Raw genomic sequence first — 13,363 nt, 5'->3', positions numbered from 1 at the left:
GTGACTCGACGGTCCGGCCTCCTTATGAGGGCGCAAGCCACGAAGAAGCCTCGGGTTGTCGTCTCGACCGCCCCAAGCGCACGACAGAGTCATTTCACGATGAGCGGCGTCAACGAGATCCGGTCGGCCTTTCTTGACTATTTCGCCAAGGCGGACCACGCCGTGGTGCCGTCGTCGTCCCTCGTTCCCCGTAACGACCCGACCTTGATGTTCACCAATGCGGGGATGGTGCAGTTCAAGAACGTCTTCACCGGCGTCGAGAAGCGGCCTTACAACCGTGCCACCACGGCGCAGAAATGCGTCCGTGCCGGCGGCAAGCACAACGACCTCGACAATGTCGGCTATACCGCGCGCCACCACACCTTCTTCGAGATGCTCGGCAATTTCTCCTTCGGCGATTATTTCAAGCCGCAGGCGATCGAACTGGCCTGGAGCCTGATCACGAAGGAGTTCGGCCTCTCGAAGGACCGGCTCCTCGTCACCGTCTACGCGGATGACGAGGATGCGGCCGGGCTCTGGCGCAAGATCGCCGGCTTCTCCGACGACCGGATCATCCGCATCGGCACGTCGGACAATTTCTGGCAGATGGGTGATACCGGCCCATGCGGTCCCTGCTCGGAGATCTTCATCGATCAGGGCCCCGGATTGCAGGGTGGTCCTCCCGGTTCGCCCGACGAGGATGGCGACCGGTTCCTCGAATTCTGGAACCTCGTCTTCATGCAGTACGAGCAGATCGAGCCGGGCAACCGCCTCGCTCTGCCACGCCCCTCCATCGATACCGGCATGGGGCTGGAGCGCATGGCGGCGATCCTCCAGGGCGTCACCAGCAATTACGACACCGATCTGTTCAAGGCGCTGATCGACTCGGTGAGCCACGCCGTCGGCCGTCCCCCCGAGGCAGGAAACGTCGCCTCCTACCGCGTCATCGCCGATCACCTGCGCTCGGTCTCGTTCCTCATCGCCGACGGTGTGCTGCCGTCGAACGAGGGCCGCGGCTACGTCCTGCGCCGCATCATGCGCCGGGCCATGCGCCACCTCGAACTCCTCGGCTCCCGCGAGCCGGTGATGTTCCGCCTGGTCCCCACCCTGGTCCGCGAGATGGGTCAGGCCTATCCCGAACTCACCCGCGCCGAGAGCCTGATCTCGGAAACCCTCCGCCTTGAGGAGACCCGCTTCCGCCGTACCCTCGAGCGTGGCCTCGCCATCCTCGATTCGGAAAGCCGTTCGCTGGTTCAGGGCCAGAACCTGTCCGGTGAGACCGCCTTCACCCTCTACGACACCTACGGCTTCCCTCTCGACCTGACGCAGGACGCCTTGAAGGCGCGCGGCATCGGCGTGGACACGGAGGCGTTCGGCCAGGCGATGGAGCGCCAGCGCCAAGCGGCGAGAGCGGCCTGGACCGGCTCCGGGGAATCCGCCACCGAGACCGTCTGGTACGGCATCAAGGAGCGCGTCGGCGCCAGCGAGTTCCTTGGCTACGAGACCGAGAGCGCCGAAGGCATCGTCACCGCGATCCTGCGTGAAGGCAGCGAGGTCGACGGCCTGTCGGCGGGCGAGACCGGCCTCGTCCTCGTCAACCAGACACCCTTCTACGCCGAATCCGGCGGTCAGGTCGGCGATACCGGCCTACTCTCTGCCACCGGCCTTCAGGCGCGCGTCACCGCCACTGAGAAAAAGCTCGGCGATCTTTTCGTTCACCACGTCACCGTGGACGAAGGTCGGCTCGCCATGGGCCAGCCGGTCGAGCTTGCCGTCGATCATGCCCGACGCTCGGCCATCCGGGCAAACCATTCGGCGACGCATCTGTTGCACGAGGCTTTGCGTCAGGTACTTGGCGACCACGTGGCCCAGAAGGGCTCGCTGGTCTCCCCCGAGCGGCTGCGCTTCGATTTCAGCCACCCCAAACCGCTGGACGAGGCCGAACTTCGCGCCGTCGAGGACATCGCCAACGCCGTGCTGTTGCAGAACACGCCGGTAGTGACCAAGCTCATGGCCCAGGACGAGGCCGTCGCCTCCGGCGCCCGCGCGCTGTTCGGCGAGAAATACGGCGACGAGGTTCGCGTCGTCTCCATGGGGCGTCCGGTCGACAACCAGGGTGAACTCGCCGAAGCTGGCCGGCTTCCGGCCTTCTCCATCGAGCTTTGCGGCGGCACCCATGCGGCCCGTACGGGCGAGATCGGCCAGATCACCGTGCTCGGCGAGAGCGCGGTCGGTGCCGGCGTACGCCGGATCGAGGCTCTGACGGCGGGAACCGCCCGGCGTCACCGCGCCGAGGAAAGCCGCACCCTGAGCCAGATCGCAGGCCTGCTGAAGTCCCAGAGCGCCGACGTGCCCGAGCGACTGAGCGCCCTCATCGAGGATCGCCGCCGCCTGGAACGCGAATTGTCCGAAGCCAAGAAGAAGCTGGCGATGGGCGGCACGTCGGGGGGCGATGACGGCGTCACCGAGATCGCCGGCATCAAGGTGATGGCCAAGGTCGTGGAAGGCGTGGAGACCCGCGATCTCAAGAGCCTGGTGGATGCCGGCAAGAGCCGTATCGGCTCCGGGATCGTCGCTCTGGTCGGGCTGTCGGCCGATGGAAAAGCCGGTCTCGTGGTCGGGGTGACCGCGGATCTCACCGACCGCTACGACGCGGTCGCCCTCGTCAGGGCGGGCGCCGGGCATCTGGGCGGTAAGGGCGGCGGCGGTCGCCGCGACATGGCACAGGCCGGCGGACCGGAGGGATCGGGCGCCCAGGCCGCCATCGACGCAATCCGCGAAGCGCTGTCGGTCAGTTGACGCGTTTCCAGGTCTGCCGCTTGCAGAACACGCTCATTACGCAGCCGGCGACCTCGACGACGTTCGGCCCCTTCACCGTGAGACTTCCCGAATAGGTCTTGCCGTCATTGGGGTTGTAGAGCGAGCCGTCATAGCCGTCCCCCGACGGGGTACCGGCATTCATGATCTGAATCCCGATGAGGCTACGGGACTTCAGCGACGCATCGGGGTTCTTGGAATCCAGCCCCGGACCGGGAACGCTGACGAGCGTGCCGCAATAGCCGCTTCCGCAACGCGCGATCCGCACCTTCGAATCGCTGTTCTCCGTCAACCACACCCCGCTCGGGTCGATGCCCTTCTGGGCGAAGGCCGCCCCGGTCATGGCCAGCGCCATCAAAAGCGCAACGGTGGGCCGTGAGGTGACTTGCCTCGACGTCATGATGATCCTTTCTGCTCTCGAATGGTCACGGCGGCCGTCGGATCGGCCCGGCTCTGAAGGAGGCGGGAGTTACCCCTCCGGTACGGGGGGAGCAAGTCGATCGAGGGCTGGGGCATCCCTTGACAGGAAAGCCGTCCACGCGCCTACAGGCACTGTCTGGCGAGGGTTGTATCCAGCGATGCGTGTGATTGAGACAGAAATTCCCGCGGTGAAACGGGTCGTGCCCAACCGCTTCGGCGATGACAGGGGCTGGTTTTCGGAGACCTTCCGGGCGGACATCCTGGCCGAGGCCGGCATCGACGTCGCCTTCGTGCAGGACAACCAATCCTTTTCGGCACAGACCGGAACCGTGCGCGGCCTGCATTTCCAGCTCGAACCCGCAGGGCAGGCCAAGCTCGTCCGCGTGCTTTCCGGGTCCATCCTCGATGTCGCCGTCGATCTGAGGCATGGGTCCGAGACCTATGGCCGGCATGTCGCCGTCCGGCTCGACGCGGCCGAGGGGGAGCAGCTTTACGTTCCCGTCGGGTTCGCCCACGGGTTCTGTACCCTCGAACCCGACACCATGGTCGCCTACAAGGTGTCGTCCTATTACAGCCGGGCGCATGACCGGAATCTCGCCTGGAACGATTCGGATCTGGCGATCTCCTGGCCGGTCAGCGCGGAAGCAGCAATCCTGTCCGACAAGGACCGGGTGGCGCCGTCCCTCGCCCAATTGGGCACGGTCTTCTGATCGGCGGTCCTTCCACAATTTCAGCGACCGCAGCTTCAGCGACAGGATACGAGCCCGCTGATGCGCGACCACCAGGATTTGTCGACATGGCCAAACCCCAACGCATCCTGGTCACGGGCGGATGCGGCTTCATCGGATCGGCGCTGGTCCTGCACCTCGTCGAGGATCTCGGCCGTGAGGTCGCGACGCTCGACGCACTGACCTACGCGGCCAACCCGATCTCGCTAGCGTCCCTCGACGGTAATCCGCGTCACCGGCTCGTCACGGGAGACATCTGCGATCCCGCCGCCGTCCATGCCCTCTACGCCGAGTTCCGGCCCGACGCGGTGATGCATCTCGCCGCCGAGAGCCATGTGGACCGCTCGATCACCGATCCGGGCGCTTTCATCTGCACCAATGTCGTGGGCACGCAGGTGATGCTCGACGGCGCCCGCACCTATTGGGAAAGCCTCGACGGCGAGGCGAGGGCGGCATTCCGGTTCCTCCACGTCTCCACCGACGAGGTCTACGGCTCGCTCCCGCCGGACGGGTTCTTCACCGAGGACAGCCGCTACGACCCGCGTTCGCCCTATTCGGCTTCCAAGGCCGCCTCCGACCATCTGGCGCGGGCCTGGGGGGAGACCTACGGCCTGCCGGTTCTGATCACGAACTGCTCGAACAATTACGGCCCCCGGCATTTCCCGGAGAAGCTGATCCCCCTGATGATCCTCAACGCCCTCGAAGGCCGTCCGCTGCCGGTCTATGGCGACGGGCTTAACGAGCGCGACTGGATCCACGTCGAGGACCACGCACGCGGCCTCGTCGCGGTGCTGGAACGTGGGTCGCTGGGGGAGACCTACCTTCTCGGTGGCCGGTCGGTGCGCAACAACCTTGCGGTGGTGAAGGCTCTCTGCGCCGCCTTCGACCGACTACGGCCGGAGCATGGCCCGCATGAGCGCCTGATCTCGTTCGTCGCCGACCGTCCGGGCCATGACCGGCGTTACGCCATCGACCCTGGCAAGGCCGAGCGGGAAATCGGCTGGACCCCTACCAAATCCTTCGAGGACGCGCTCGAGGACACCGTACGGTGGTATCTCGACAACGAAGCCTGGTGGCGTCCGATCCGCGAGGGCCGCTATACCGGCGAGCGCCTCGGCCTCGGCACACCTGCCGCGAAGGCCTGAGATGAATATTCTGATCCTCGGCGGGGCGGGCCAGGTCGGCACCGAACTGCTGGCCTCCCGCCATTGGGGCGCGGGCGTGACCCTCGTCGCCCCGACCCGTACCGAACTCGACATCACCGACTCCTCCGCCGTGGCGCGGATCTTTACCGAGCGCACCATCGGGGCGGTGGTGAACGCCGCCGCCTACACGGCCGTGGACAAAGCCGAGTCGGAGGTGGTGGAGGCCTGGCGCTTGAACGCCCTGGCTCCCGCCATCCTGGCGGCCGAGACGGCGCGGCGGGGCATCCCCCTCGTCCACGTCTCCACCGATTACGTCTTCGACGGCACCGGTTCGGGCGCCTACACGTCCGACGCGCGTATCGGCCCGACGAGCGTCTACGGCGCCAGCAAGGCCGCTGGGGAGATGGCGGTCCGCACCGCCAATCCGCGTCACGCGATCCTGCGCACGGCCTGGGTCGTGAGCCCGCACCGGGGCAACTTCGTGAAGACGATGCTGCGGCTCGCCGCCGAGCGGGATGCGCTGAACGTCGTGAACGACCAGCGCGGCTGCCCGACTTCCGCCGCCGATCTCGCCGACGCCCTCGCGGATATCGCCCTGCGTCTTTCCGCCGACAGCGACGCGCCCACGGGCACGCACCATTTCGTCAATGCGGGTGCCACCACCTGGCACGGTTTCGCGCAAGCCATCGTCGCCGGTTCGGTCGCGCGCGGGGGCCGGAACGTTCCGGTCAACGGCATCCCCACGAGCGCCTATCCCACGCCGGCGCGGCGGCCCGCCAACTCGGAATTGTCGACGGAGAGCCTGACGAAAGCCTACGGGCTGACTCCGCGCCCTTGGCAGGCCGCCCTGGACGACATTCTCGACCGGCTGATCGGCCCCGCGCCTCACTTAGCAGAGACCACATCATGAAGGGTATCGTTCTCGCCGGCGGGTCCGGCACGCGGCTCCATCCGGCGACCTTGTCGATCAACAAGCAGCTTCTGCCCGTCTACGACAAGCCGATGATCTATTATCCGGTCTCGGTGCTGATGCTCGCCGGCATCCGCGAGATCCTGATCATTTCGAGCCCCGAGCATCTCGGCAATTACGAGCGCCTGTTCGGCACCGGCGAACAGTTCGGCCTCTCCTTCAGCTACGCGGTCCAGCCCCGTCCGGAAGGCCTCGCCCAAGCCTTCACCATCGGTCGCGACTTTGTCGGCTCGGACGATGTCGCCCTCGTTCTGGGGGATAATCTGTTCTTCGGCTCGGGCATGAGCGCCATGCTGAAACAGGCGCGCGAACGCGAGACCGGCGCGACGATCTTCGCCTATCACGTGGATCACCCGGAAGCTTACGGCGTGGTCACCCTCGACCGCGAGGGGCGGCCGCTGCGCATCGTGGAGAAGCCATCGGTGCCGGAAAGCCCCTGGGCCGTGACCGGCCTCTACTTCTACGACAACCGCGTGCTCGACATCGCCGCCGCCGTGAAGCCCTCGGCGCGCGGCGAATTGGAGATCACATCCGTCAACCAGGCCTATCTCGATCTCGGCGAACTCCATGTGCAGCGCATGTCGCGCGGCTATGCCTGGCTCGATACGGGGACGCATGACAGCCTGCTGGAAGCGGGCGAGTTCGTGCGCACGCTGCAGAACCGGCAGGGCCTCCAGGTCGCGTGCCTGGAGGAGATCGCCTATCTCCAGGGCTTCATCGACAAGGCGCAGTTGATCGCGCGCGGCGAACTCTTCGCCAAGACCGCCTACGGCCAGAACCTCCTGAAACTGTCGAAGCTCGACCCGGAATCCCGCCTCGACGAGTGAGCGGCTAGGCGTCGCCGATTGCCAGGATGGCGCCCGTATAGGTCTCGCTGACTTCGCAGATCGGGCGTCCGGATCGATCCGACAGGATCGCCTCGATGGCGAAGACCTGCTCGGACGGGCCGGGAACACCCGCATCCTGGGGCCATAAACGAAGCAGTCGCAGGTTTCGCCGTCTGGGGAACAGGGTGTGGACCACCCGGCCGAAGGGAATCTCGGTCTCGTCGAGGAGCAGATTCATCTCTCTCGTCAGACGAGCCGGGACGTACCAGTTCTCGGCCTGGGAGAGGACATGGCCTCCCCAGCTCAGCCGAACGTGCCGGTACCGGACCACTTCCCCGTCGGAGAGGTCGAGCCTTTGACCCTGCACAGGGCTCGGCTGTCGTTCGGGACCCACGACCCGCGTCGCCACCAGATGGGCGCTTGAGGCGAGCCGACGCTCCCGGCACCAGCCTTCCAGCACGGATGTCGCGCTGTCGCCGCCGAGGAGCCGCGCGCTCAGGGTCTCGATCAGCGCCTCGGCCGTTTCCGTAGAGCAGGAGGCGAGGGGGGCATGCGGTCCGGCGGGAAGGGTCATGGCTTCGACCTATCATGCGGCCGAAACCGACACACGCCATGATCGGGCACCTGTCCCCGCTGGGAAAGCGGGCGCGCAGGAACTCATCAGCGTCTCGGCATCCTTGGCGGGATGGAAGGGAGGGCCTGCTACTCAGGGCGGGAAGCGCCTCGATGTGGGATCGTCACATGCCGCCCGCGCCGATGAGCGTGAGGCCCGTGACCTGCGAACACCACGGATCGACAGAAATCGCCAGAGGCGCCGATCCACGTTTTATTTAACTGAATTTGATCTCATCGTTCGATAACAGTTTATATCCGCATAGTGACACGAATCCATAATTCAAAGTTTTATCAAACCAGAGAGACTCAAATGGCGGTGGTGAACCTGACTCAAAACTTCGACGTCTACCGCAACCCGCTCGGGGGAAGTGACACGATCAACGGTCTATCCGGCGATGATATCATCTCGGGTCGGGACGGGAACGACGTGATCGACGGTGGGGCGGGTTTCGACATCGCCAATTACATGGATGATTACGAGGCCAAGGGCATCAAGGGCGTCATCGTCAATTTCGCCACCGGCAAGGCCACCGACGGGTTCGGCAATACCGATACGCTGATCGGCATCGAGGCGACGATGGGATCGCGGCTCGCCGACCGGTTCACGGGAGGCAATAAAGCCCTGGACAGCGCGGGAGAGTATTTCTACGGGCTCGCCGGCACGGACATCATCGATGGCGGCAGCGGCTTCGACGAAGCCCGCTACGATCGGGATGCAGGGTTCGGCGGCAAGAAGGGCGTCACCGTCAACCTCACGACCGGCAAGGCCATCGACGGGTTCGGAACCGTCGATACGCTGCGCAACATCGAATCGGTGCGGGGCACCGCCTTTGCCGACCGGCTTTCGGGAGGGGACACCGATCCCGTCGGTCCGAACAACTTTTTCCTCGGTCTCGGCGGGAATGACGTCATCGATGGTGGCTCGGCCTACGACGAGGTACGCTACGACAAGGACGTCAATTTCGGTGGCACGCGTGGGGTCATCGTGGACCTCGCCGCGGGAAAAGCCACCGACGGGTTCGGAGCGACCGACACGCTCCGCAGCATCGAAGGCGTACGCGGCACGCAATACGCCGACTCCCTGCACGGTAACGATTCGAACGACCGGAGCTTCGATAGCCTGATCGGCCTCGGCGGCGGCGACACGCTCGACGGCGGCGGCGGCAACGATGCGGTCCGCTACGACAGGGATGCGAGTTTCGGGGGCGCCCAGGGCGTCACGGTCGATCTCGCCAAGGGCTTCGCGACGGATGGGTTCGGCTATCGCGATACGCTCATCAGCATCGAGGTCGTGCGAGGCACGCAGTTCGCGGACATGCTGACGGGCGGCAATACGGCGAGTGCCGCCTACGAAGGCTTCTACGGACTTGGGGGTAACGACACGATCGCCGGCGGTAGGGGGTTCGACGAAATCCGCTACGACCGGGACGTGGATAATGGCGGCACCCGGGGCGTCGTCGTGAACCTCGCCACCGGCACGGCGACGGACGGTTTCGGCAATACCGATACGCTATCGGGGATCGAGGCAGTCGCGGGCACGGCTTCCGCCGACCGTCTGACCGGCGACGGGCTGGCGAACCGCTTCACGGCACAAGGCGGCAACGACGTCCTGGATGGCGGAGCCGGGCTCGACACGATCGATTTCCGAAACGACGATCTCGCCGGGGCCACCCACGGCGCGGTGGTGGATCTCGGTGCCGGCACGGCCACCGACACCTATGGCGGCACCGATAGCCTGATCTCGATCGAATCGGTTTCAGGATCGGTCTTCGCCGACACGATGACCGGTAGCAAGGTGGCGAACACGTTGGTGGGCAATGCCGGCGGCGACCGCCTCGACGGAATGCTGGGTAAGGATATCCTGACCGGAGGGGCGGGAAGCGACACGTTCCGTTTCAGCACCGCCTTCACTGCGGCCAATCTCGACCACATCACGGATTTCGCATCCGCCGATACGATCGAGATCGCGCGGACGATCGTGCCGGTACTGCCCATCGGGACATTGGCCGCCGCCGCGTTCAAGGACCTGTCCACCGGCGCGGTGAATGCCGACGACCGCATCCTCTACGACCGAACCACCGGGACCGTGTCCTACGACAAGGATGGTAGCGGCAGCGCCCTGGCGGTGACCTTCGCCGTCCTGGATCAGCCGATCGCGCTCACCAATCTCGATTTCCACATCGTCTGAACAAACGTATCTTCCCTGCCGGGCGCGTCGTCCTACAGGGCGCGGCCGGTATGCCGATATCCTAGATCAGCTTGAGGGATGTCGTACTTCGTACGCTCGCGGCGCATGAGGCCGGACTATCGAAGAAAGCGAATGGTGGAGCCTAACGGGATCGAACCGATGACCTCTTCCATGCCATGGAAGCGCTCTCCCAGCTGAGCTAAGGCCCCACATTCCGTAACAATCGTGACATCGTCTCACGATCGTCGTCATCATCGGTGAACATCACCGAGATCTGCTGTTTCCCGCTCGTCGAAGACCGCATCTCGCGACCACATCGACGAATCGGACGAAAAGAAATGGTGGAGCCTAACGGGATCGAACCGATGACCTCTTCCATGCCATGGAAGCGCTCTCCCAGCTGAGCTAAGGCCCCACTTCTGGGACCACCGCAACACCTCTCGCGGTGGTCGTTCCGCCAATCTGCCTCGCGGCGTCCGGCGGACGCGGTTCTATATTCGGGCCGTTGCCCGGACTCAAGCCCCTAATCGCATTCATCGCCGAGAATTTTCGGCGCTGGGCCTCGGGACATGCAAAGCGAGGCGGGGACGCGCCTCAGCTTTCCTCGTCGTTCTCGATATCGCCGTCGATGAGATCGGCCACGTCGTCGTCGCCGGTATCTTCCTCCTCGAGGAAGGTGTCGTCGGCATCTGTCGAATCGGCATCGTCGTCGCCGGTCGTGGTATCCGCCTCGTCCTCAGCGGCCTCGACCTCGTCGAGGGAGACGATCTCGGGACCGCCCTTCTCGGCATCCGTATCCTCGTCGTCGTCAGCCGGCACGGCTGCGGAGCGGGAGGCGAGCGCGGGAGCGGCCATGCGCGACGTGGCGGCGGCCTGATAGATGGTCCCGCATTTCGGGCAGGTCGCCGGATCTTTGTCGAGATCGTAGAATTTCGCGCCGCAGCTCATGCATTGACGCTTCAAGCCGAGTTCCGGTCTGGCCACGGGCGAACCTCTGATAGGGTTTTGGGAGAGGCGCCCCGTTAGTCGGGTGGAACCGTCCTGTCAAATACTCTCGTCAGGACACCCCGACTACCTGGGCCTCCGGTTTATCCGGATTCAACCGCCCGGAGGCCTCTCCGGGTCGGATGACGCCGCCCCGCCTGCGTGGTAACCGGCGCTACGAAGTTCGCCGGCTGCATGGCCGGCCCCAGACGGCGCGACCGCGCCAGAAGCCGAAAAGTTGTCGATCCCGTGTCGCATCACTCCGAACCGCAGCCCCTGACCGCTTCCGCCGGCGCGCCCTTGCGCGGCGCGCTGCGGCCTCCGGGGGACAAGTCGATCTCCCACCGGGCGATGATCCTTGGCCTCCTCAGCATCGGCGAGACCCGTATCGAGGGATTGCTCGAAGGTGACGACGTGCTGCGCACGGCCGACGCCGCCAGAGCCCTCGGTGCGGGCATCGATCGCCTCGGGCAGGGCAGCTGGGCGGTGCGCGGCGTCGGCATCGGCGGGATGATGGACCCGGCCAGCGTGCTCGACTTCGGCAATGCCGGCACCGGCTCGCGCCTGATGATGGGCGTCGTCGGCGGGCAGGACGTCACCGCGACCTTCGACGGCGACGCATCCCTGCGCAAGCGCCCCATGCGCCGCATCCTCGATCCGCTGATCCGCATGGGCACCCAGGTGCTGAGCGAAGAGGAGGGCGGCCGCGTGCCGTTGACCCTTCGCGGGCCGAAGGAAGCCATCCCGATCACCTACGAGACCCCGGTCGCCTCGGCGCAGATCAAATCGGCGGTGCTCCTCGCCGGCCTGAACGCGCCCGGAACCACGACGGTGATCGAGGCGGCGGCGACCCGGGACCATAGCGAGCGCATGCTTCGCCTGTTCGGCGCCGAGGTCGCGGTGAGCCCGCACGGCCCCGGCGGCCACGGCCGCTCCATCGCCCTCACGGGCCAGCCGATCCTGCGCGGCACCGACGTGATCGTGCCGGCCGATCCGTCCTCCGCGGCCTTCCCGCTGGTGGCGGCGCTCATCGTCCCCGGCTCGGAGGTGACGATCGAGGGCGTGATGATGAACCCCCTGCGCATCGGCCTCATCACGACGCTGCTGGAGATGGGCGCCGATATCGAGCGCCGTAACGAGCGCGACGAGGGCGGCGAGACTGTGGCCGATCTCCATGTCCGCGCCAGCCGGCTCAAGGGCGTCGACGTGCCGGCCGAGCGCGCCCCGGCGATGATCGACGAATATCCCGTTCTCGCCGTCGCCGCCGCCTTCGCCGAGGGCGTCACCCGGATGAACGGGCTGCACGAGCTGACGGTGAAGGAATCCGACCGCCTCGCCGCCGTGGCGGATGGTTTGCGCGAGAACGGCGTGACCTACCGGATCGAGGGTGAGGATCTCATCGTCGAGGGCGACGGCTCCGCCGCGCGCGGCGGCGGCACCGTCGCCACCCATCTCGACCACCGCATCGCCATGGCCTTCCTGGTGATGGGCCTCGCGACGAAGCAACCCGTGACCGTCGATGACGGTGCCATGATCGCCACCAGTTTCCCGAGCTTCCTGCCGACGATGCGGGCGCTCGGCGGCCGCATCGCGGAGTAGGTCCCATGCCGATGGTCATCGCGATCGATGGACCCGCCGCCTCGGGCAAGGGAACCCTGGCCAAGCGCCTCGCCGCGCATTACGGCCTGCCGCATCTCGATACGGGTCTGCTCTACCGGGCCGTGGCCCTCAGCGTGATCGATGCCGGGCGCAACCTCGACGACCATGCCGCCGCGGCTCGGGCCGCCGCGACGCTGATCGCCGACCGCCTCGCGGATCCGCGCCTCCGGGAGCGGGCAATGGGAGACGCGGCCTCCCGCATCTCGTCGATCCCGGCCGTGCGCGCGGCTTTGCTCGCCTGGCAGCAGCGCTTTGCCGGCGGCGCCAGCGGCGCCGTCCTCGACGGGCGCGATATCGGCACCGTGGTCTGCCCGCAGGCGCAGGTGAAGCTGTTCATCACCGCCGCCGCCGAGGAGCGCGCGCGCCGCCGTCATCTCGAACTCCTCCGCAGGGGAGAGCCGGCGAGCCTCGGGGCGATCCTGTCCGACATCGTCGCCCGCGATGCACGCGACGCACAACGCTCGACAGCCCCTCTCAAAGCCGCTCCCGACGCCGTTCTTCTCGACACCACCGATCTCGATGCGGACGAAGCCTTCGAGGCGGCGCGCGCGGTGGTGGACCGTGCGCGGGTGCATTGACGAGGCTCAGTGCTCCGGCTCGAGCCCGTAGCGGTTCGGGCCCACCATGCCCGCCAGCCCCACGGTCTCGATGAGGAACCAGAGATTGAACCCGGTCATCGTCAGGGTGGCGACGATCACCGCCACCGGATAGGCGTCGGCGAGAGTCTCGATCGGTGCAAAACCCGCGACGGTCACGAAGGCGTTGGGGAGCAGCCACCATCCGGTCCGCCCCCGGTCGTGCAGACGCCGGACCGTGGCGACCGTCACGAAAGCCCCGGCCCCGATGGTGCCTGCTCCCACAACGATCAGCGCCGCGGACCGCGCATCCATCGACGCGACCAGGATGGCGATGCTGCCCGACACGACGACAAGCAGCAGCGTGCCGATCAATTGACGGTGATAGGCTCGGCGGGACAGGCGGCCTCGCGGATCGAAATGCGCCGCAGGCCAAGGAAAGCCCGTCATTGAGAA

At 66.3% G+C, this 13,363-nt stretch carries 12 protein-coding genes and 2 tRNA genes; 8 read left to right on the top strand and 6 right to left on the bottom strand.

Annotated elements, in window-relative coordinates; translation table 11 throughout:
• Positions 1-99 precede the first annotated feature (99 nt).
• Positions 100-2,778, top strand: a complete 2,679-nt coding sequence (gene alaS, locus ACYQR9_RS21905) for an alanine--tRNA ligase (RefSeq protein WP_461228033.1) — start codon at positions 100-102, stop codon at positions 2,776-2,778.
• Here the strand turns inward: alaS and ACYQR9_RS21900 are convergent.
• Positions 2,771-3,196, bottom strand: coding sequence for a DUF2147 domain-containing protein (locus ACYQR9_RS21900; protein ID WP_461228032.1), 426 nt, complete (start codon positions 3,194-3,196; stop codon positions 2,771-2,773). The two genes, alaS and ACYQR9_RS21900, sit on opposite strands and share 8 nt — an antisense overlap.
• A gap of 178 nt (positions 3,197-3,374) precedes the next feature.
• On the opposite strand from ACYQR9_RS21900, the gene rfbC reads away from it, so the two are divergent.
• The 4 genes from rfbC (at position 3,375) to rfbA (ending at position 6,886) form a co-directional block, all read left to right on the top strand.
• On the top strand, positions 3,375-3,926 hold the full coding sequence (rfbC, locus tag ACYQR9_RS21895; protein ID WP_207412859.1) for a dTDP-4-dehydrorhamnose 3,5-epimerase: 552 nt from the start codon (positions 3,375-3,377) through the stop codon (positions 3,924-3,926).
• A gap of 86 nt (positions 3,927-4,012) precedes the next feature.
• On the top strand, positions 4,013-5,089 hold the full coding sequence (gene rfbB, locus ACYQR9_RS21890; RefSeq protein WP_461228031.1) for a dTDP-glucose 4,6-dehydratase: 1,077 nt from the start codon (positions 4,013-4,015) through the stop codon (positions 5,087-5,089).
• Position 5,090: 1 nt separating this feature from the next.
• Complete coding sequence (gene rfbD, locus ACYQR9_RS21885; protein ID WP_461228030.1) at positions 5,091-5,999, top strand: dTDP-4-dehydrorhamnose reductase; 909 nt, start codon at positions 5,091-5,093, stop codon at positions 5,997-5,999.
• Positions 5,996-6,886: a glucose-1-phosphate thymidylyltransferase RfbA gene (gene rfbA / locus ACYQR9_RS21880; RefSeq protein WP_056432662.1), complete on the top strand. Its 891-nt coding sequence runs from the start codon at positions 5,996-5,998 to the stop codon at positions 6,884-6,886. Before rfbD ends, rfbA begins: the two co-directional genes overlap by 4 nt.
• A 4-nt stretch (positions 6,887-6,890) precedes the next feature.
• On the opposite strand, the gene ACYQR9_RS21875 is transcribed toward rfbA, so the two are convergent.
• Positions 6,891-7,460: a hypothetical protein gene (locus tag ACYQR9_RS21875; RefSeq protein ID WP_461228029.1), complete on the bottom strand. Its 570-nt coding sequence runs from the start codon at positions 7,458-7,460 to the stop codon at positions 6,891-6,893.
• 351 nt (positions 7,461-7,811) lie between these two features.
• Between ACYQR9_RS21875 and ACYQR9_RS21870 the strand changes: the two genes are divergently transcribed.
• Positions 7,812-9,689 carry a calcium-binding protein gene (locus tag ACYQR9_RS21870; protein ID WP_461228028.1) on the top strand — a complete coding sequence of 626 codons (1,878 nt, stop codon included), beginning with the start codon at positions 7,812-7,814 and terminating at the stop codon, positions 9,687-9,689.
• Positions 9,690-9,822: 133 nt separating this feature from the next.
• On the opposite strand, the gene ACYQR9_RS21865 is transcribed toward ACYQR9_RS21870, so the two are convergent.
• From ACYQR9_RS21865 to ACYQR9_RS21855, 3 genes are all read right to left on the bottom strand, one after another.
• Positions 9,823-9,898, bottom strand: a tRNA-Ala gene (locus ACYQR9_RS21865).
• 130 nt (positions 9,899-10,028) lie between these two features.
• A tRNA-Ala gene (locus ACYQR9_RS21860) sits at positions 10,029-10,104 on the bottom strand.
• Positions 10,105-10,283: 179 nt separating this feature from the next.
• Positions 10,284-10,673 carry a TIGR02300 family protein gene (locus ACYQR9_RS21855; RefSeq protein WP_082470039.1) on the bottom strand — a complete coding sequence of 130 codons (390 nt, stop codon included), beginning with the start codon at positions 10,671-10,673 and terminating at the stop codon, positions 10,284-10,286.
• Between the two features lie 249 nt (positions 10,674-10,922).
• On the opposite strand from ACYQR9_RS21855, the gene aroA reads away from it, so the two are divergent.
• Positions 10,923-12,272 (top strand): 3-phosphoshikimate 1-carboxyvinyltransferase, encoded by a 1,350-nt coding sequence (aroA, locus tag ACYQR9_RS21850; protein ID WP_461228027.1) that lies wholly within the window; start codon positions 10,923-10,925, stop codon positions 12,270-12,272.
• Between the two features lie 5 nt (positions 12,273-12,277).
• The gene (gene cmk / locus ACYQR9_RS21845; RefSeq protein WP_207412865.1) at positions 12,278-12,910 is read left to right on the top strand and encodes a (d)CMP kinase; all 633 of its coding nucleotides are present in this window, start codon (positions 12,278-12,280) and stop codon (positions 12,908-12,910) included.
• A gap of 6 nt (positions 12,911-12,916) precedes the next feature.
• Here cmk and ACYQR9_RS21840 read toward each other — a convergent pair whose 3' ends face one another.
• Positions 12,917-13,357: a DUF805 domain-containing protein gene (locus ACYQR9_RS21840; protein WP_461228026.1), complete on the bottom strand. Its 441-nt coding sequence runs from the start codon at positions 13,355-13,357 to the stop codon at positions 12,917-12,919.
• Positions 13,358-13,363: the final 6 nt, after the last annotated feature.

The organism is Methylobacterium sp. CM6241 (assembly GCF_054817845.1).
The sequence above is the reverse complement of the archived record's forward strand: the minus strand, read 5'-3'. Positions and strand labels throughout refer to the sequence as shown.